21 protein-coding genes and 1 tRNA gene are annotated in these 19,126 nt (G+C 68.8%); 9 read left to right on the forward strand and 13 right to left on the reverse strand.

The genetic code is table 11. From position 1 onward, the window contains the following. The first annotated feature begins 404 nt into the window (after positions 1-404). Genes OG558_RS13780 through OG558_RS13790 form a run of 3 tightly spaced genes read left to right on the forward strand, consistent with a single transcriptional unit; the run spans position 405 to position 1,280 of the window. A complete protein-coding gene (locus OG558_RS13780) occupies positions 405-569 on the forward strand; it encodes a hypothetical protein (protein ID WP_405070591.1) in 165 nt (54 codons plus the stop codon). Between the two features lie 43 nt (positions 570-612). Next, positions 613-990, forward strand: coding sequence for an SDR family NAD(P)-dependent oxidoreductase (locus tag OG558_RS13785; protein ID WP_405070592.1), 378 nt, complete (start codon positions 613-615; stop codon positions 988-990). Then, positions 945-1,280, forward strand: coding sequence for an SDR family NAD(P)-dependent oxidoreductase (locus tag OG558_RS13790; protein ID WP_405070593.1), 336 nt, complete (start codon positions 945-947; stop codon positions 1,278-1,280). Before OG558_RS13785 ends, OG558_RS13790 begins: the two co-directional genes overlap by 46 nt. Here the strand turns inward: OG558_RS13790 and OG558_RS13795 are convergent. The 9 genes from OG558_RS13795 to OG558_RS13835 form a co-directional block, all read right to left on the reverse strand. Continuing rightward, a complete protein-coding gene (locus OG558_RS13795) occupies positions 1,237-2,130 on the reverse strand; it encodes a carbohydrate kinase family protein (protein ID WP_329483618.1) in 894 nt (297 codons plus the stop codon). The two genes, OG558_RS13790 and OG558_RS13795, sit on opposite strands and share 44 nt — an antisense overlap. Positions 2,131-2,500: 370 nt before the next feature. Further along, positions 2,501-3,130, reverse strand: a complete 630-nt coding sequence (locus tag OG558_RS13800; protein ID WP_405070594.1) for a 3-oxoacid CoA-transferase subunit B — start codon at positions 3,128-3,130, stop codon at positions 2,501-2,503. 2 nt (positions 3,131-3,132) lie between these two features. Next, complete coding sequence (locus OG558_RS13805) at positions 3,133-3,891, reverse strand: CoA transferase subunit A (RefSeq protein WP_405070595.1); 759 nt, start codon at positions 3,889-3,891, stop codon at positions 3,133-3,135. A 121-nt stretch (positions 3,892-4,012) separates the two neighbouring features. Beyond that, positions 4,013-4,945 (reverse strand): tetratricopeptide repeat protein, encoded by a 933-nt coding sequence (locus OG558_RS13810; protein WP_405070596.1) that lies wholly within the window; start codon positions 4,943-4,945, stop codon positions 4,013-4,015. Between the two features lie 43 nt (positions 4,946-4,988). Continuing rightward, complete coding sequence (locus tag OG558_RS13815; RefSeq protein WP_405070597.1) at positions 4,989-5,690, reverse strand: carbohydrate-binding family 9-like protein; 702 nt, start codon at positions 5,688-5,690, stop codon at positions 4,989-4,991. Beyond that, positions 5,683-6,159: a hypothetical protein gene (locus tag OG558_RS13820; protein ID WP_405070598.1), complete on the reverse strand. Its 477-nt coding sequence runs from the start codon at positions 6,157-6,159 to the stop codon at positions 5,683-5,685. Before OG558_RS13820 ends, OG558_RS13815 begins: the two co-directional genes overlap by 8 nt. Before the next feature lie 18 nt (positions 6,160-6,177). Next, positions 6,178-6,807 carry a lipoyl(octanoyl) transferase LipB gene (lipB, locus tag OG558_RS13825; protein ID WP_405070599.1) on the reverse strand — a complete coding sequence of 210 codons (630 nt, stop codon included), beginning with the start codon at positions 6,805-6,807 and terminating at the stop codon, positions 6,178-6,180. A 51-nt stretch (positions 6,808-6,858) separates the two neighbouring features. After that, positions 6,859-6,935, reverse strand: a tRNA-Pro gene (locus tag OG558_RS13830). A gap of 9 nt (positions 6,936-6,944) precedes the next feature. Further along, positions 6,945-7,904 carry a metallophosphoesterase gene (locus OG558_RS13835; protein ID WP_329483626.1) on the reverse strand — a complete coding sequence of 320 codons (960 nt, stop codon included), beginning with the start codon at positions 7,902-7,904 and terminating at the stop codon, positions 6,945-6,947. Between the two features lie 26 nt (positions 7,905-7,930). Here OG558_RS13835 and OG558_RS13840 point away from each other — a divergent pair, with 26 nt between their 5' ends. Beyond that, positions 7,931-8,398, forward strand: coding sequence for a GatB/YqeY domain-containing protein (locus OG558_RS13840; RefSeq protein WP_405070600.1), 468 nt, complete (start codon positions 7,931-7,933; stop codon positions 8,396-8,398). Between the two features lie 51 nt (positions 8,399-8,449). Here the strand turns inward: OG558_RS13840 and OG558_RS13845 are convergent, their stop codons facing one another. From OG558_RS13845 to OG558_RS13860, 4 genes are all read right to left on the reverse strand, one after another. Continuing rightward, complete coding sequence (locus tag OG558_RS13845; protein ID WP_405070601.1) at positions 8,450-10,858, reverse strand: penicillin-binding protein; 2,409 nt, start codon at positions 10,856-10,858, stop codon at positions 8,450-8,452. A gap of 142 nt (positions 10,859-11,000) precedes the next feature. After that, positions 11,001-13,352 (reverse strand): endopeptidase La, encoded by a 2,352-nt coding sequence (gene lon / locus OG558_RS13850; protein WP_405070603.1) that lies wholly within the window; start codon positions 13,350-13,352, stop codon positions 11,001-11,003. Between the two features lie 86 nt (positions 13,353-13,438). Then, positions 13,439-14,560, reverse strand: coding sequence for an ArsA family ATPase (locus OG558_RS13855; protein ID WP_405070604.1), 1,122 nt, complete (start codon positions 14,558-14,560; stop codon positions 13,439-13,441). After that, positions 14,557-15,507, reverse strand: coding sequence for an ArsA-related P-loop ATPase (locus tag OG558_RS13860; RefSeq protein WP_329483630.1), 951 nt, complete (start codon positions 15,505-15,507; stop codon positions 14,557-14,559). The genes OG558_RS13855 and OG558_RS13860 overlap by 4 nt, the downstream gene beginning before the upstream one ends. Positions 15,508-15,569: 62 nt before the next feature. On the opposite strand from OG558_RS13860, the gene OG558_RS13865 reads away from it, so the two are divergent. From OG558_RS13865 to OG558_RS13885, 5 genes are all read left to right on the forward strand, one after another. Further along, entirely contained in the window at positions 15,570-15,731 is a 162-nt protein-coding gene (locus tag OG558_RS13865) for a DUF4177 domain-containing protein (RefSeq protein ID WP_165553378.1), read from the forward strand. Continuing rightward, positions 15,728-16,189, forward strand: coding sequence for a RidA family protein (locus tag OG558_RS13870; protein WP_405070605.1), 462 nt, complete (start codon positions 15,728-15,730; stop codon positions 16,187-16,189). The genes OG558_RS13865 and OG558_RS13870 overlap by 4 nt, the downstream gene beginning before the upstream one ends. A 26-nt stretch (positions 16,190-16,215) precedes the next feature. Then, positions 16,216-17,043: an NUDIX hydrolase gene (locus OG558_RS13875; RefSeq protein WP_405070606.1), complete on the forward strand. Its 828-nt coding sequence runs from the start codon at positions 16,216-16,218 to the stop codon at positions 17,041-17,043. After that, positions 17,040-17,807 carry an MBL fold metallo-hydrolase gene (locus OG558_RS13880; RefSeq protein WP_405070607.1) on the forward strand — a complete coding sequence of 256 codons (768 nt, stop codon included), beginning with the start codon at positions 17,040-17,042 and terminating at the stop codon, positions 17,805-17,807. Before OG558_RS13875 ends, OG558_RS13880 begins: the two co-directional genes overlap by 4 nt. A 189-nt stretch (positions 17,808-17,996) precedes the next feature. Further along, a complete protein-coding gene (locus OG558_RS13885; RefSeq protein WP_405070608.1) occupies positions 17,997-18,932 on the forward strand; it encodes a hypothetical protein in 936 nt (311 codons plus the stop codon). The last annotated feature ends 194 nt before the right edge of the window (positions 18,933-19,126 follow it).

The raw sequence follows: 19,126 nt of genomic DNA on the forward strand, positions 1-19,126 counted from the left end.
CGCGATGGGTTATCCCATCGAGTGATCGGGCGCGGTCAGCGGGGAGCCTCGACCTGGGGTAACCGCCCGATCCGGTCGTGCCTGTAGTCGGATCTAGTAGCGACGGTGTTCTCCGACTCCTTGCCCGTGCCGGTGAAACTGACCGGATCCCAGGCGCGTGTATCCCGCTGAGGGCCTATTCTGTGGACAGATCCGATCCGCTCGGTCACTTCTTGTGCACATCACGGGACAGACTTCGCCTGCAACTTTCTGTGTTCGCCTCGTAAGACGGTCCGGGCCGGCTCGCGTTCGACCACCACCGGATCCTGGGCGACGGGGTCGAGCGCGCCCGGGCCAAGCTCGAGTACTCACCGCTCGCGGCGGCCTTCTGCCCGCCCGAGTTCACCATCTCCGAGCTGCGTGCCGTGTACGAAGCGGTCTGGGGTACGCCGCTGGACCCGCGCAACTTCCATCGCAAGGTCACCAAGACCCCCGATTTCGTCGAACGGTCGGCGCCACGACCCGCGACGGCGGCCGCCCGGCCCAACTCTTCCACCGCGCCATCGCCACCCGGCTCCACCCACCGATGACCCGGGGTTGACCTCCAGTCGGGTTGAGGTGCTTTCCTGCGGCATGACTCACGTCCTCGTCACCGGCGCGGGCCGCGACACCGGCCGCAAACTCGCCCTCGCCTTCGCCGCCCGCGGCGCCCACGTCCTCGCCACCTCCCGCACCAGAGCCGCCGCCGAGGAGACCGTCGCCGTGATCCAGGCCGCGGGCGGCCAGGCAACACCCGCCGTCCTCGATCTCGCCAACCCGCGGTCGATCGAGGAGCTGCCGGTCGACCGGCTCGACATCCTCGTGAACAGCGGCGCCCGCTACCTCGTCGGCGACCCGACCGCGGCGGACATCACCGACACCATCGCCGGGGTGGCACCGGCACGGTCCTGCTCACCGAGCGCCTGTTGCCGCTGCTCAGAGCCTCGGCCGAGCCGGACATCGTCAACCTGATCTCCGCTGCGGGCGAGGTCGGGCAGCATCGGTCCGACGCCCACCCGGCCTACTACGCCGCCAAGCACGCCCAGGCCGGGTACGCCGAGATCCTGTCCGAGCGGCTGCGGCCGGAAGGGATCCGGGTGATCTCGCTGTTCCCACCCGACTTCGTGCAGGACGGCCCACGGGAGACCGGCGCCGCCCTGACGGCCCAGTCGGTCGTCGACTGCGTGCTCTTCGCGGTCGATCAGCCGCGGGACTGCTTCATCCGTGCTTTCTACTTCGAACAGCTAGTTCCTCGGCGGTGATCAGGTCGGTGTGGGTGCCGGGGGAGCCGCAGGCCCAGGCGCCCGCGATCGAGCCGGCGACGGCAGCGTCGTACCAGGTGACGCCATCGAGGTACCGCGCCAGGAACGCGGCGACGTAGGCGTCGCCGGCGCCGTTGGTGTCGATCACCGGCCGGTCGGGGAGCTGGATGGCCGGCAGGTGCTGTGCGGGCTGGTTCCGGACGTACAGGTAGCTGCCGTCGGCGCCGGCCATCGCGACGACGACCTCGGCGCGGCCGTTGGCGAAGATCCAGTCGACCGCGTCCGGCGGCAGCGCGCTGGTCGAGACGAAGACGATGTCGGCCGCCGTCGCGAAGTCCTTGTGGTAGTCGTTGCGCCCGTCCCAGTCGTGCAGGTCGGTCGAGATCGTGCAGCCGACGGCGATCGCGTCGCCCAGGGCGTAGCGCGCGAAGTCCATGATCGAGACATGGACGTGCTGGGAGTGGACGACGTTCAGCCGCCACAGGTCCGGGTCGACCTGCAATCCGGGTGGGTGCCGGGCGTCGTACAGGGAGAGGCGCTGGCCGTCGGGTGCGACCAGGTTGACCGATCGGCGGGTGCCGCTGGGGTGGAGCGCGACGTGCAGGGGGAGGCGGAGTTCGTCGTACGCCCGGCGGATGCGATCGCCCTCGGCGTCGGCGCCGATCACGTCGACCAGGGCGGTGCGCAGGCCGAGCAGGTGGCAGCCGAGGGTGACGCCGTGGCCGGTGTGGCCCAGGTACGACTCGATCGGCTCGACCCCGATCGTCTCCACCGTCGCCAACGGCAGGCTCGGCACACGCACGATCGTGTCGATCCCCACTCCACCGATCACCAGCACATCCAGCTCCACCCGTCCCGTATACCCGACTTTCGACAGGGATGACAGGTGTCTTTCGGTAGCTGAACACAACCTGTCCGTACGGCAGGCTCGCTCCATGCCCACCTGACGCTTCTGTTCACCCCTGCCAGTAGCGCTGGTGGGCGCGGTGGACTACGCGCCGGGGGGCTTGAACAGGTCGTCGTTGGCTTGAACAGGTTATTGCCTGTCGCAGCCCCCTGGTTGGGGTACAAGGTCCCGGAGCGTGGTTGTTTCGACCAACACCTCCGCGACCGCACCGCCGGTCTCCAGACACCCACCGGTCAGTACGCGGACCGGAGCCGGGCGAGCTCGTCGTACCGCCAGGCCAGCACTGGGCTGACCGGGCCGTACGCGGCGGAGCCTATTGCTTGATCGGGGCTCCGGTCTTCTCCTGCAGTTCGTCGAAGGTGACGCCGTCGGCGAGCTCGACCAGTTGCAGCCCGTCGTCGGTGATGTCCAGCACGGCCAGGTCGGTGATGATCCGGTTGACCACGCCACGGCCGGTGTACGGCAGGTCGCACTCCTCCAGGATCTTGTGCGAACCGTCCTTGGCGACGTGCTCCATCAGCACGATCACCTTCTTGGCGCCGTGCACCAGGTCCATCGCGCCGCCCATGCCCTTGACCATCTTGCCGGGGATCATCCAGTTGGACAGATCGCCCTTGGCCGAGACCTGCATGGCGCCCAGGATGGCCGCGTCGATCGCGCCGCCGCGGATCATCCCGAATGACAGCGCGGAGTCGAAGAACGACGCCCCCGGCAGCGTCGTGACGGTCTCCTTGCCGGCGTTGATCAGGTCCGGGTCCTCGTCCCCCTCGACCGGGTACGGGCCGACGCCGAGGATGCCGTTCTCGCTCTGCAGGACGACGGTGACGCCGTCGGGGATGTAGTTCGGGACCAGGGTCGGCAGGCCGATGCCGAGGTTCACGTACTCGCCGTCGGCCAGCTCGGCAGCGGCCCGGGCGGCCATCTGCTCACGGGTGAGTGGCATGCTCAGGCCTCCTTCTTCTGGACGGTGAGCTTCTCGATGCGCTTCTCGATATTTTTGCCAACGGCAACTACTCGCTGGACGTAGACACCCGGCAGGTGGATCTCGTCGGGGTCCAGCTCACCAGGCTGGACCAGCTCCTCCACCTGCGCGATGGTGACCCGCCCGGCCATCGCGGCCAGCGGGTTGAAATTGCGCGCGCTGCGGTCGAAGACCAGGTTGCCCTGGGTGTCGCCCTTGAGCGCGTGCACCAGGCCGAAGTCCGTGGTGATCGACTCCTCCAGCACGTACGTCGTGCCGCTGATCTCCCGGGTCTCCTTCGGCTCGGAGGCCTTCGCGACCGAGCCGTCGGGGTTGTACTTCTGCGGCAGCCCGCCGTCGGCGACCTGGGTGCCGACGCCGGCCAGCGTGAAGAACGCGGCGATTCCGCAACCACCCGCGCGGAGCTTCTCGGCCAGCGTGCCCTGTGGGGTCAGCTCGACCTCCAGCTCACCGGACAGGAACTGACGGGCGAACTCCTTGTTCTCCCCGACGTACGACGAGGTCATCTTGGCGATCCGCTTGTCCGCGAGCAGGATGCCGAGACCCCAGTCGTCGACGCCGCAGTTGTTCGACACCACGCTGAGCCCGGTCACCCCCTTGTCGTGCAGAGCGGTGATCAGCTCCATCGGGTTGCCACACAGCCCGAAGCCGCCGACCGCAAGGCTCGCGCCGTCCCCGATGTCGTCCACCGCGGCCTGCGGCGACTCGTACGTCTTATCCATCAGCTGCTCCGTTGCAGTCACAATGCTGGGTCGCCCCCGACTCTAACTAGCCCGCTGCCCTCCCGCGATGTGGCCGCCGCCACAGATGTACCGGCGTACCGCTGGGATATGTGGTCGGGTGCTATGCGGAGGCTTCGGACGCGTTCAGCACCGCGAGTTCGTGCAGGGCTTCGGAGTGGGCGTCTTCCAGCTCGGGGAACGCCAGGACCGAGGAGAGGTGGGCGCGGGCCGCGGGGAGGTTGCCGGAGTGCCGGGCGGTGCGGGCCAGACCGAGCCGGGCGGCCGCCACGGTTTCCGCGAAGTCGGCGTGCTCGCCGATGGCCAGAGCGCGGCTGTAGTCCTCGTGCGCGTCTTCCAGCTTGCCCAGGGCCCGGTAGAGGTCGCCGCGCTCACACAGCAGCCGCGCGGTCTCCTCACCCAGGCACAGCTCCTCTGCCAGCCGCAGAGCGTCGGTCGTGAGGTCCAGCGGCTCGTCGACCACCTGCCGGAGTGCGGTCAGGGCGAGGAACATGCCCCAGCGGTCCTCGAGCATCCGGAAGCGTCCCAGCGCCGTACGCAATGCCTGGGCGGCATCACTCGGCGCTGCGCGCGTGAGACCCGGATAGCCCCGGCAGAGCTCAACGGCTGCGCGGGCCCAGGCGTCGCCGGACTCGTTGCGCTCCAGGACGTCCTCGACCACAGCGGCAGGCTCGAACGGTCCGAACACCAGCGACCACAGCAGCACAGTCACGGAGTACCGGAACGGTCCGGTCGCCGTCAGCACGATCTGCTGGGCCAGCTCCACCTGCTCCTGCTCGGCCGACGCGGCCCCGTGGATGACCGCCAGCAGGTACTCCTCGTCGAGCCCGACCGGCACGGTCCGGCCCAGCATGCTGAGCACCCGCTCGGCGGCCGCGGCGGCCTCGTCCTGCAGGCCGCGCGACCACCAGTACGCCGAGTACCGCGCCACCAACCGGAGGGCGGTCCGCAGGTCGCTCTCGCACGCGCGTTCGATCGCGCTGACGACCTGGTCGCCCTCGAGGTGGTTCAGCTCGCCGGAGCCCCCGAAAGTCACGTAACTCATTGTTACTCGGGCCTGTGAACGCCATGCCACCGGGTCAGAAACGGAGGACCCCCCACCGGTCCGGCCGGTGCATGTCCTCGATGTACTGCGGCGACCACACCCAGAACTCGATGCCGTCACCCTTCACGTACGCGCCGTCCACCACCTCGACCGGCCACTCGCAGCGCATCAGGTTCATCCGCCACTCGTCACCCGGGTTCGGCGGGGTCGCCCGGCCTGCGTTGTACGACGCCAGGTCGGCCCACGGTACGGCGAGCTCCACGGACCATGCCGTGTCGGTGTCGGACGGGTCGTTGACCGTGCCGTCGAGGTGGATCGCGGTCCGCAACCCGGGCAGGTTGGTCGGGTCGATCGGTACGCCGCCGTCGACGTACGGCTTGGGCAGCGTGAGCTCCCAGATCGTGCCGAGCGGGTTGATCTCGAACTCGTAGTAGTTCTGGCCGTCGCCGTCCGGGTCGAGGAACAGCTCGAAGTTGTTCTCGTGGAAGAGCTTGCTGTTCTTCTCGGTCATCGTCGACCAGAGGTGCGGCTCCTCGAGGACGCCGCCGACGTACAGGTACTGGTCGTCGTACATCAGCTTCGCCCGGGTCCGGAACCGCGGCGCCGGGCCCTCGCCGGCGATCGGGACGAAGTCGGTGGTCCAGGGGGCGACGTCCCAGGCGGGGTCGGTCAGGGTGCCGTCGAGGTTCGGCGTGGCCGGGGTCCGCGGGCACTCGTAGACGGGCAGGTCAGGCATCGGCACGCTCCAGCAGTCGGGCGACGAGATTGGCGAGCAGGAAGGTGATCGCGGTCAGGACCGGGACGACGGCCAGGGTCCACGGCGAGTCGAGGTTCCCGGTCAGGAAGGCCAGTACGAGGACCAGCATGAACGCGACCCCGAGGAACGCGATCAGCCGGGGGTGCGGCATCGCCAGCCGGCTCAGCGCGAGCCCGCCGAGGACAATGGTCACGACCACGATCAGAACCAGCAGCGGCAACCCGAGGGCACCGCAGTTCGTGGTGTCGCGGAACCGCTCACAACTGCGCTCACTCAGCCACACCAGCGCGATGGTCGCGAACCCGCACAACAACCCCACGACGGCCAGGATCAGCAGTGGCGGCAACGGCGGCGCGTCGAACCGGCCCTCCTCGGCCTCGTCCTCGTCGGCGGCCTCCAGAATTGCCTCGAGATCCTCGGGCATCCGGCCGTCGTCGTCCTGACTCATTGCCGCAGGCTATCGGGATTACACGGCTCCCAGGGAGTCCGCGATCGCGTCGCGGACCTCCGCGTCCGTCGGGGTGGCGATGCCGCGCTCGGCCGCGAGGTCGGCGAGCGAGACCATCGTGACGTCGTGCAGCCCGCAACTCGTGAACGTGTGAAACACCGTCATGTCCGGATCCACGTTCACCGAGAACCCGTGGCTGGTCACGCCACGCCGGATCCGCATCCCGATCGAACACAGCTTCCGGCCGTCCTCGGTCCACACCCCGACCAGACTGCTCGCCCCCTTCGGTGTGTCCCGTCGTACCAGCGGGAAGCCGAGAGAGCCGAGCGCGTCGATCAGCCCGTTCTCGACCCACCGCACGATGTCCACCGGTCCGCGCGACTTCAGGTCGACGACCAGATACCCGACCAGCTGTCCCGGCCCGTGGTACGTCGCGAACCCACCGCGATCGACCGCCACGGCGGGGATGCCGGTCGTCTCCGCGGGCAGGTCGTCCAGCACGGTCCGCGGCCCGTACGTGATCACCGGCGGATGACTCAGCAGGAAGAGCCGGTCCTCGGCCGCCCCCGCCACCCGCTCCTCGACCCAGCCACGCATCTCCTCGGCCGCGACCTCGTACTCCAGCTCACCCAGATCAACCCGCTGCATGACGCCAGCGTAGACAGCACAAAGGCGGTGACCGGAGTCACCGCCTTGTGTTGGTCGGGCTGACAGGATTTGAACCTGCGACCTCTTCGTCCCGAACGAAGCGCGCTACCAAGCTGCGCCACAGCCCGAAGTCGCCGTTAGCTTACATGCGCCGACCGTGGGGACGAAATCGGGTTTATCCGCGGCACCAGAGTGAGCAATGTCGCCTCCGGCCGGCAGGCGAACCGGACCGGCGCGTACGGCGAAGTGCCGAGACCCGCGGACACGTGCAGAGCCGCTTGGCGGCCGTTGTGGCCCCACGTGGACAGGCCCTTCACCCGCGACGTGTCCAGGTCGCAGTTCGTCACGAGGGCGCCGTACAGCGGCACGGCGAGCTGGCCGCCGTGGGTGTGGCCGGCCAGGACCAGGGGATAGCCGTCGCCGACGAAGCCGTTCAGAACGCGCTGGTACGGCGCGTGCGTGACGCCGATGGACAGGTCGGCCGTCGGATCGATCTCACCCGCGACCTCGTCGTACCGGTCGCGCTTGATGTGCGGGTCGTCGGTGCCGGCGAAGTCCAGCCGTAGGCCGTTGACCTTGACCGTCGCCTTGGCGTTGTTCAGGTCGGTCCAGCCGGCGCCGGTGAACGCGCGCCGCATCTCCTCGTACGGCAGGTCCGGGCCGTGCGGCTTGTGCCGCTGCTTGTGGGCCGGCAGCAAGTACTTGCCCGGGTTCTTGAAATGCGGCTTCCAGTAGTCGTTGGAGCCGAACACGAACACCCCCGGCACGTCGAGCAGATCGCCGTACGCGCGGAGCAGTGGCCGGACCGAATCCTCGTGGGAGAGGTTGTCGCCGGTGTTCACGATCAGGTCGGGCTCGAGCGCGGCCAGACCGTTGACCCAGTTGATCTTGCGCTCCTGGGTCGGCCACAGGTGCAGGTCGGACAGGTGCAGCACCTTCAGCGGCGTGGATCCCTCCGGCAGCACCGGCACCGTCACTCTGCGCAGTGTGAACCAGCGCACCTCGACGCCGGCCGCGTACGCGACGCAGACGGCGCCCACGGCACCGACGACCGCCGTGGCCTTGAGGGTGGTGGTGGCAATCCCGCGCAGACTCATTTCACCAGCCTGCCACAATCTCAGGTATGTCCAACTCCGGAATGAAGCAGCGCCTGCACGACGACATGACCGCCGCCCTGAAGGCGCGCGACGAGATCCGCAAGTCCACCCTGCGGATGGCGCTCACCGCGGTCACCAAGGAGGAGGTGGCCGGCAAGGCGGCCCGCGAGCTCTCCGACGCCGAGGTCGTCGACGTCCTCAGCTCGGAGGCGAAGAAGCGCCGCGAGTCCGTCGTCGCCTACCGCGAGGCCGGCCGCACCGAGCTCGCCGACAAGGAACAGGCCGAGGCGGACATCCTGGCCGAGTACCTGCCGGAGCAGCTGTCCCAGGAGGAGATCGTCGCCCTGGTGACCGAGACCATCGCCAGCACCGGCGCCGCCGAGCTCGGTCCCCGCGGGATCGGCAAGGTGATGGGCGCCCTCCAGCCCAAGATCAAGGGCAAGGCCGACGGCGGCGTCGTCTCCGCCGAGGTGAAGCGCCAACTGGGCGCCTGACGCAACGACGACGAAGGGCCTCGTCCTGGCGGACGAGGCCCTTCTCAGTTGCTAGCGGCCCCTGCCGCCACACTTCGGGTACTTCGGGTTCCACGGTGGGCAGTTGGGGTTGATCGTGGTCGGGGCGCCCGGTGGTTTGGTACCTGGCGGCTGGGCGGTGTTGGTCGGCTGGCCCGGCTGGTTCTGCTTGCTGCCGTTGGAGATGTAGATGGTGACCTTCGAGCCCTCGGGGGCGCCGTCGCGCTGGCGCGGAGTCGTGTAGGCGACCGTGCCGGCGGTCTCCTCGGAGTCGACCGTGCCGGGGGCGAGCTCGACCTGGAAGCCGGCCTGGCGCAGCTTGTTGGCGGCGTCGTCCGGGTTCATGCCGTTCACGAACGGCAGATCCTTCACGTTGCCGCGCATGGTCTTGTCCGACGGCGCCGTGAAGTGCGTCGTCGCGGTGCCCTGCAGAGCACCCTGCAACGCGGTCATCCACAGCGGCCCGGCCGTGCCGGAGCCGGACGCGTCGCTCATCTTGTCGCCGTTGAGCGTCTGGTTGATCAGGTTCCGGTACGGGAGTGAGGCGTCGGCGACCACCGAGGCGGCAGCCAGCTTGCTGGAGTACCCGGCGAACCACACCGCCTTGTTCTCCTGGATCGTTCCGGTCTTGCCGGCCAGGTCGCTGTTGCCGAACTTCAGGTGCTGACCGGTGCCGCCCTGCTCCATCACCTGGTGCAGAACCGCATTCACGCCGTCGGCGACCTCAGGGGCCAGCGCCTGCTTGCAGTTCGCGCCGGGCGACCCGACCGACTTGCCGGCGGCGTTCTTGATCGAGGTGACCAGCCACGGCGTGCAGTACATGCCGCGGGCGGCGAAGGCGGCGTACGCGCTGGACAGCTGCAGCGGTGTCACGAGGCCGACGCCGAGCGTCATCGACGGGTACTGGCCGAGCGGTTGGCCGGTCTGCGCGTCGACCATGCCCAAGGAGGTCGCGATCTTCGAGATCGCGCACAGGCCGGTCTGCTCCGACAACTGGATGAAGTAGGTGTTGGTCGACTTCTGCGCCGCCTCGACCATCGTCGGGTCCGCTACGTTCTTGGTCGAGTTCTGCGGCGACCAGCCCTGCTCGGCCGTGACGTGTCCGTCGCAGGTCGTCCACTTCTTCCCGCCCAGGTCGATCGGGCTGGGCGAGACGATCTGGTAGTTGAGCGGGATGCCCTTCTGGATCGCGGCCGCGATCGTGAAGGCCTTCATCGTCGAACCGTTCTGGAAGCCGCCGTACCCACCGGGGTAGGACTTCTCGACGTTGAAGTTGTACGACGTCTGGTTCTTCTTGCCGCCGTACGGCTTGCTCTGCACCATCGCCTTCACCAGGCCGGTGCCGGGCTCGACGATCGTGATCGCGGCGATCGCGGAGTCGGTGGGCTTGGAGTGGATGTCGATCGAGTGCTGCGCGGCCTTCTGGATCTTCGGGTCGAGCGACGTCCGGACGGTGAGGCCGGCGGTCTTGAGGAAGTTCTCGCGGTCGACCTTGGTCTTGCCGAAGGCCGGGTTCGCCTCGAGCTGGGAGACGATGTACTCGCAGTAGAACGGGTACGGGCCGTTGGCGCAGCCGAGTTTGTTCGGGCGGACCTTGGCCGGGTCGATCACCGGCGTCTTCAGGGCCGAGTTCGCCTGGGCCACCGAGATGACCTTGAGCTCGAGCATCCGCTTGACGACCACGTCGCGGCGGTCCTTGGCGCGCTTCATGTCGTTGGTCGGGTCGTAGCCGGTCGGGTTCTTCACCAGGCCGGCCAGCAGGGCGGCCTGCGGCAGGGTCAGCTGGGAGGCGTTCACGGAGAAGTAGTGCTGCGCGGCGGCCTGGATGCCCCAGGCGCCGTCGCCGAAGTTCGCCAGGTTGAGGTACTTCTCCAGGATCTCGTTCTTCGAGTACTGCTTCTCGACCGCGATCGCGTACCGCAGCTCGGCGACCTTGCGCTGGTACGTGTCGGCAGTCGCCTCCGCGACCTCGTCGGGCGTCTTCGCCTTCTCGACCAGGCTCACCTTCACGTACTGCTGGGTGATGCTCGAGCCGCCCTGCTGGATCCCGCCCGAGGACTTGTTCTGCAGCAGCGCGCGCAGGGTGCCCTTGAGGTCCAGCGCGCCGTGCTCGTAGAACCGGTCGTCCTCGATCGCGACGATCGCCTTCTGCATGATCGGCGCGACCGCGCTGAGCTTGACCGGCACCCGGTTCTGCTCCGCCAGGGTGGCGATCACCGAGCCGTCGGCGGCCAGGATGGTGCTCTTCTGTTTCTGCGGGACCTCGTCGAACTGCTGCGGCAGGTCCTTCAGGGTCTCGTTGGTCTTCTGTGTGGTGAACCCGGCCAAGCCGGCGAACGGGATGGCCAGACCGGCGGCCAAGGCCCCCGACAGCACGCTCACCCCTAGGAACAGAACCACCGATTGGACGACTCCCCGGTCACCCTTCTCCCTGACGCGCATGGTTATAGAGACTACGGGAACGCCCGGTTGGGTTACCGCCGTGTTTGTGAGCTCCATCACGCTCTGCGGGGAGCGCCTTCAAGTTTCATCCAAAAGGAGGAGGGCCCGAGCAATCGCTCGGGCCCTCCTGCGGTACGACGGGTCAGGCGGCGTACTGGTGTACGTCGACCTGGGCCGGTTCCAGCGCCAGCTCCAGGACCTCGCGGACGTCGCTCACCGGGTGAACGGTCAGCTCCGACAGCACGGACTCCGGCACGTCTTCCAGGTCCGGCTCGTTCCGCTTCGGGATCAGGATCGTGGTCAGCCCGGCCCGGTGCGCGGCGAGCAGCTTCTGCTTCACCCCACCGATCGGGAGGACCCGTCCGGTCAGCGACACCTCACCGGTCATCGCGACGTCCGAACGAACCGGCCGCCCGGACAGCAGCGACGCCAGCGCCGTCGTCATGGTCACACCCGCCGACGGTCCGTCCTTCGGGACGGCACCGGCAGGCACGTGGATGTGGGTGTTCCGTTCGGCGAGATCGCCGACCGGCAGACCCAGTTCCGCGCCGTGCGACCGCAGGTAGGACAGGGCGATCTGCGCCGACTCCTTCATCACGTCGCCGAGCTGTCCGGTCAACGTGACTCCGGTCGGGCCGGTCTCCTTGTCCGCCAGCGATGCCTCGATGAAGAGCACATCACCGCCGGCACCCGTGACTGCCAGACCAGTGGCCACACCCGGCAGCGCCGTACGCTCCGCCGTCTCCGGCGTGAACTTCGGCGAGCCCAGGTACTGCTTCAGGTCACCCGCGCCGACGGTCAGGTTGCCGACGTCCTCGCCAAGCGCGAGCTTCGCCGTCACCTTGCGCAGCACCCGGGAGATCCCACGCTCCAGCTGCCGTACGCCGGCCTCACGCGTGTACTCGCCGGCCAGCAGTCGCAGCGCCGAGTCCTCGATGGTCACCTCGTCCGCCGTCAGGCCTGCCCGCTCCAGCTGACGCGGGAGCAGGTGGTCACGGGCGATGACGACCTTCTCGTCCTCGGTGTACCCGTCCAGCTGCACCAGTTCCATCCGGTCCAGCAGAGGCGCCGGGATGGAGTCCAGCACGTTCGCCGTGGCCAGGAAGACCACGTCGGACAGGTCCAGCTCGACCTCCAGGTAGTGGTCCCGGAAGGTGTGGTTCTGCGCGGGGTCCAAGACCTCCAGCAGCGCGGCGGTCGGGTCGCCCCGGTAGTCCGCGCCCACCTTGTCGATCTCGTCCAGCAGCACCACTGGGTTCATCGACCCGGCCTCGGTGATGGCCCGAACGATCCGGCCCGGCAGAGCACCGACGTACGTACGCCGGTGACCGCGGATCTCGGCCTCGTCCCGAACACCACCCAGCGCGACCCGGACGAACTTCCGTCCCATCGCACGCGCCACGGACTCGCCCAGCGAGGTCTTACCCACACCAGGCGGACCCACCAGAGCCAGTACGGCGCCACTACGACGCCCACCGACCACACCGAGACCACGGTCCGCGCGGCGACGCCGTACGGCCAGGTACTCGGTGATGCGCTCCTTCACGTCATCCAGTCCGGAGTGGTCCGCGTCCAGCACGGCCCGCGCCTCGCGGATGTCGTAGCTGTCCTCGGTCCGCTCGTTCCACGGCAGCTCGAGGACGGTGTCCAGCCAGGTCCGGATCCAGCCGACCTCGGGAGACTGCTCCGCGGTCCGCTCCAGCTTGTCGACCTCGGTGAGCGCGGCCTTGCGGACGTGCTCCGGCAGGTCGGCCGCTTCGACGCGGGCCCGGTAGTCCTCTTCCTCGGACTCGGCCTTACCGTCCAGCTCGGCCAGTTCCTTGCGGATCGCGGCCATCTGCTGGCGCAGCAGGAACTCCCGCTGCTGCTTCTCCATGCCCTCCTGGACGTCCTTCTGGATCGTCTCGGAGACCTCCAGCTCAGCGAGGTGGTCCTTCACCCAGCCGATCAGCTTCTCCAGCCGCTCGGAGACGTTCGCGTTCTCCACCAGCCAGGACTTCTGCTCGTTGGTCAGGTACGACGCGTAGCCGGCCAGGTCGGACAGCTCCGCCGGGTCGTTCACCTGCTTGATGGAGTCGATCACCTGGTACGCGCCGCGACGCTGCAGCACAGAGGTCGTCAGGGTCTTGTACTCGCGGGCGAGCTCGGCCGACCTGGAGTCGGTGATCTCGTGCAGCTCGGTAGCGCTCACCCAGAGCGCGGCACCCGGACCGGTGGTCCCGGCGCCGATCAGGACCCGAGCGGTCCCGCGGATCACGGCCGCCTGGGCTCCGCCCGGCAGCCGGCCGATCTGCTCGATCTCACCGAGCGTCCCGGCCTTTGCATATTTCCCGTCCAGCCGCGGTACCAGCAGCACCTTGTCCTCGCCGGAGGCCTGCGCGGCGTCGATCGCCGCCCGTGCCTCGGGGTCGGCCAGTCGGACCGGCACGACCATTCCCGGCAGGACCACAACGTCGTCCAGCGGCAGAACAGGAAGATTCAACGTATCGGTCACGCTGTCACACCCTTATCAAAGATTGAGTCTGACAGGCTCAACCACAGGCCCCACCAGGTCATTCCCGGCGTTCGCTGACGGTGAAATCAGGCAGTCAGCAGGTCTGCGATCTGGCGTAGACCACTCAGGTCGTGCACATCGTCGGCGAGCGCGGGCACCTCGACCGTCCGGATCGAGCGGTGGCCGCGCCGGAACCGGTCCGCGCGTTTGTGGTCGCCGACCACCTGCTGCATCTTGTCCGCGTGCAGCCGCAGTACGGCGGCCGTCAGAGGCGACTTCTCCGCCTCCTCCAGCCGCTCCGCCGCAGCCAGCGAGCGCTCCGCCGACAGATCCCGCACCTGCGTGTTCGTCACCCGGTTCAGGACGACTCCGGCCAGCGGCATGCCTTCCTCACGCAACCGCTCGGCGAAGTACGACGCCTCCCGGAGCGCGTCGTTCTGCGGGGCGGCCACCACCAGGAAGGCGGTGTGCGGCTCCCGCAGCAGCGCTACCGTCTGCTCGGCCCGCTGTCGGAAACCACCGAACAACGTGTCGAACGCGGCAACGAACGTCTGTACGTCGGTCAGCACCTGAGCACCGAGCACTTTGTTCAGCACCGACATCGCCATGTTCACCCCGGCGGACATCAGCTTGAACGGCCCGCGGGCAGGCGCCAGCAGCAACCGCAGGAACCGTCCCTCCAGCAAGGACGCCAGCCGCTCCGGTGCGTCCAGGAAGTCCAGCGCCGACCGCGACGGCGGGGTGTCCACCACGATCAGGTCCCACTCGCCGGTGCCCTCCGCCTGCTTGTGCAGCTGGCCGAGCTTCTCCATCGCCATGTACTCCTGCGTCCCCGCGAACGACGACGACAGCGCGACGTAGAAGGGATTCGCCAGGATCTGCTCGGCCTTCTCCGGCGTCGCGTGCGCGAGCACCACGTCGTCGAAGGTGCGCTTCATGTCCAGCATCATCGCGTCCAGCCGGCCGCCGTTCGCGGTGTCGACGTCGGCCACCGCCCGCGGGGTGTTGTCCAGCTCGGTCAGCCCGAGCGACTGCGCCAGCCGCCGCGCCGGGTCGATCGTCAGTACGACGACCTTCCGCCCGCGCTCGGCAGCGCGCAGACCAAGTGCCGCGGCCGTGGTCGTCTTGCCGACCCCGCCCGCGCCGCAGGTAACCACGATGCGCGTCGCCGGGTCGTCGATCAACGCATCCAGATGCAGGGCACTCATCCGCGCAACTCCTCGGCCAGGTCGACCAGGGCACCCTGGTCGATGCCTTCTGGCTGCAGTGCGAGCTCGGTGACCTTCTTGCCCAGGGCATCTATTCGGTCGCGGTTCTCGCGTTCGAGTCCGACCCGGATCGCGTGGTCGTGTGCCTCGGTGGCCAGCGTCTTGACCAGCTCGCCGCCGGCCGTGAGCCCGGCCGCCCGCAGGCCTCTGGTCAGCTCGCTGATCGGCAGTTTCTCCTTCACCGCAAGGGCCAGCGCGTCGTCGTCGAGCGGGCTCTTCCGGACCATGTTCACCACGATCGATCCGATCCGCAGGTCGATGGCCTCGAGTTGTTCGACTGCGTCCAGGGTCTCCTGGACCGGCATCTCCTCGAGCAGCGTGACCAGGTGGATCCGGGTGACGTCCGAACGCATCATGCCCATGATCGCGTCCGCCTGGTTGCGGACCGGTCCGACCTTGGCCAGGCCGGCCACCTCGTGGTTCACGTTCAGGAACCGCGCGATCCGCCCGGTCGGCGGCGCGTCCAGCACGACAGCGTCGTACGCGAGCCGCCCGTGCGACTTCCGTCGCGTCGCCTCGTAGACCTTGCCGGTCAGCAGTACGTCGCGCAGGCCCGGCGCGATCGTGGTGACGAAGTCGATCGCCCCCACCTTCTCGAGCGCCTTCCCGGCCCGGCCGAGGTGGTAGTACATGTCGAGGTACTCCAGCAGTGCGGCCTCGGCGTCCACGGCCAGCGCGAACACCTCGCCGCCACCGGGCCCCTGGGCGATCCGGCGTTCGACGTACGGAAGCGGGGGTACGTCGAAGAGCTGGGCGAGCCCCTGGCGTCCTTCGACCTCGACCAGCAGAATGCGCTTCCCCTGGTCGGCCAGGGACAACGCCATGGCAGCCGCAACAGTCGTCTTCCCGGTGCCCCCTTTACCGGTCACCACATGCAGCCTCGCCATGATCTCCAGGGTAGGACGTGGCCCACAGCACACCGGGAGCGGAGCCCGTTAGAGTCCGTGTCATGAAGAAGTTCGAGTACTTCACCGCACCGCTGCTGGTCCACTCGACCAAGGAGATCCTGGACAACTTCGGCCAGGACGGCTGGGAGCTGGTCCAGGTCGTCCCGGGCCTGAACCCCGAGAACCTGGTCGCCTACTTCAAGCGGGAGATCGAGGACAAATGAGCCACCCCGAGGAGAAGCTGGCCGAGCTCGGCCTGAAGCTGCCCGAGGTGGCCAAGCCGGTCGCCGCCTACATCCCGGTGGTGCGGACCGGCAACCTCGTCTACACGTCCGGCCAGCTGCCGCTGCGTGACGGCACCCTGATCGCGACCGGCAAGGTCGGTGACGCGGTCAGCCCCGAGGTCGCAAGCGAGTGCGCCCAGCAGTGCGCGCTGAACGCGCTGGCCGCGGTCAAGTCCGAGATCGGCGACCTGGCGAACGTCAAGCGCATCGTCAAGGCGGTCGCGTTCATCGCCTCCACGCCGGACTTCACCGGTCAGCCGCAGGTGGCGAACGGCGCCTCCGAGCTGTTCGGCCAGGTCTTCGGCGCGGCCGGGCAGCACGCCCGCAGTGCGGTCGGCGTGCCCGTCCTGCCGCTCGACGCTCCCGTCGAGGTCGAGCTGATCGTCGAGGTCGGCTGACCGCCGACCGGGGCGGTGGGCTGACAGTGCGCGATCTCACATCGCAGCTGATGTCCGGCCGGATGGCCGAGACGGCGCTGGCGCACGTCCGGGAAGCGCGGACGCCGGTCGAGTCGCGGCCGGCGTCGACGGTCATCCTGCTGCGTGACACTGCCGCCGGACCGGAGGTCTACCTCCTCCGGCGGCACCGGTCGATGGCGTTCGCGGCCGGGATGACCGTGTTCCCCGGCGGCCGGGTCGACGCGACCGACGCGACCATCGCCGACTCGTGGTCCGGGCCGTCGCCGGCCTGGTTCGCGGACCGGCTGGGGTGCTCGGCCGATACCGCGGCGGCTTACGTGGCGGCCGCCGTACGGGAGACGTTCGAGGAGTCCGGCGTACTGCTGGCGGGGCCGTCGAGCTCGTCCGTGGTCGGCGACACGACCGGGGCGGACTGGGAGGCCGACCGGATCGCGCTGGAGACGCGCGAGCTCGGGTTTGCCGAGTTCCTGCACGGGCGTGGGTTGGTACTGCGGGCCGATCTGCTGGGTCCGTGGGCGCACTGGATCACGCCCGAGTTCGAGCCCAAGCGGTACGACACCTGCTTCTTCGTCGCAGCGCTTCCGGCCGGCCAGATCACTCGGGACGTGACGAGCGAGTCCGACCAGGTCGCCTGGATGCGCCCGGCCGACGCCGTCGCCGCCGTCGAGGCCGGTGAGTTGTTGATGCTGCCCCCGACGTACGTGTGCTGCCGCGAACTCACGCCGTACGCCGACGTCGCCGCCAGCCTGGCCGCGGCGGGTGACCGCGAGATCCGGGCGGTCCTGCCGACCGTGCGGGTGGACGGCGACGACGCCTACCTGGAGACGACATGAGAGTCACCGACTACGCGAGCCGGGTGCTCGCGAACAATCCCGGCCTGATGACGCTGGAGGGGACCAACACGTGGATCCTCCGGGCGCCGGACGGGGAGCGGTCGGTGGTGGTCGACCCCGGGCCGATGCTGGAGGACCATCTCCGCGCGGTCCTGGACGCGGCCGGCAACGTCGCCGTCGTACTGCTCACGCACAAGCACCCGGATCACTCCGAGGGTGCTGCCTGGTTCGCGAACCAGGCCGGATGTGGGGTCCGGGCGGTGGATCCGGCGTTCCGCATCCCCACCGACCACGCTCACGGACTGTCCGAAGGCGACGTCATCACCGCCGACGGCCTCCGGATCGAGGTCCTGCCGACACCGGGTCACACCCTGGACTCGGTCTGCTTCTGGCTCCCGCAGGACGGCTCCCTGCTGACCGGCGACACGGTCCTCGGCCGCGGCACGTCCGTGGTAGCCCACCCGGACGGTGCCCTCGGCCCCTATCTCGACTCCCTGGAACGCCTCCGAGCCTTCGCCAACTCCCCAGCCGGCGTCGACCGCCTGCTACCCGGCCACGGCCCCGTCATCGACGACCCGACCGCGGTCCTCGACTTCTACCTCGAGCACCGCCAGGAACGCCTCGACCAGGTCCGCGCAGCAGTAGCCGCCGGCCACACCACCCCAGAGGCCGTCGTCGAACACGTGTACTCCGACGTAGACCGAACCCTCTGGCCCGCCGCCGAACGCTCCGTCCGAGCCCAACTCGACTACCTCAACTCCTAGCCCGTCCCGCGAGGCTTCCGCTCCTTGAGAGGCTGGCTGCCCACTGAGCTGGAGGGTTGCCCACTGAGAATCTGAGTGGGCAACCCTCCAACTGAGGGGATGTCCACTGGACTGGTGGGTTCGCGCGGTTATCCACAGGTTGGGGGTGACGGGCGGCGGGGGACGGGCGGCGCGGCTCATGCTTGGCGGGTGAACCCGAAGTTGAAGCTGCTCGCGGACGGACAAGGCGGCGTGTACAGCCGTGTGCAGGCCGCGGACTCCGGCTATACGCCCAGCCAGATCCACGACCGCATCCGGGACGGCCGCTGGGAGCGGATCCGCTACGGCCAGTACGCCGAGGCGGTGGATCTGAGCCACCTCGCGCCCTGGGATCAGCAGATCATGCGGCACCAGCGCCTTGTCCACGCGGTGATGAACTCCCTGCGTCCCGGGACGGTTGTCGTCAGCCACCAATCGGCCCTCGTGCTGCATGGCGTACCCCTGTGGGGACCGGATCTCGCGGAGGTCCACGTCAGCAGACTCGACCGCCACCGCGGCGGTCGCATCGGCGGCGTGCACCATCATCGCGGCAAACTGGCGGACGCGGACCTGGCGGTGGTGAGCGGCCTGCCCGCGACCGCCGTTCCGCGCGCTCTCCTCGAGACAGCCTGTTCGTCGTCTTTCGAGGCGGCTGTGATCAGTGCCGACGCCGTACGTCGTGATCATCCGGACGTTGCGGATGAGCTGCGGCGTTTGCTCGGGGTCACCGAGTTCTGGCCCGGTAGTGCGACGGCGAGAGCTGCCTTGGACTTCAGCGATCCGTTGTCGGAGTCCGTAGGGGAGTCGCGGCTGCGAGTCCTGATGTACACCTACGGCCTTCCGGCTCCTCTGCTCCAGGTGGTGTTCACCGACGCGGACGGCTTCGTGGCCCGGGTTGACTTCTACTTCCCCGACCAGCGGACGGTGGTCGAGTTCGACGGTCTGGTCAAGTACGCCGGTGGGACGCCCGAAAGCCTGGTCCGGGAGAAGCTTCGGGAGGACCGGCCGCGGGCGCTCGGCCTGCAGGTCGTGCGTACGACCTGGGCCGACTTCGATCGCCCCGCCCAGGTCGTGGCCCGCATCCGCCAAGCCTTCGCCCGCGCCTGACCGGCTGGGCTTGCCCGGCCTGCCCCACGAGCCGGAGGGTTGCCCCCTCAGATTCTCAGTGGGCAACCCTCCAACTGGTGGGATGCCCACCAAGTTGGAGGGTTCGCCGAACCCCGGGCGGGCGGGTCAGCCATCTCGGCGGGGCGTGGTTCGCGGGCCGGCGGGGCCGAGCGGGTTCGGCGGCCGGGTGCGAC

The organism is Kribbella sp. NBC_01510, from assembly GCF_045040325.1.
In the GTDB taxonomy this organism is placed as follows: Bacteria; Actinomycetota; Actinomycetes; order Propionibacteriales; family Kribbellaceae; genus Kribbella.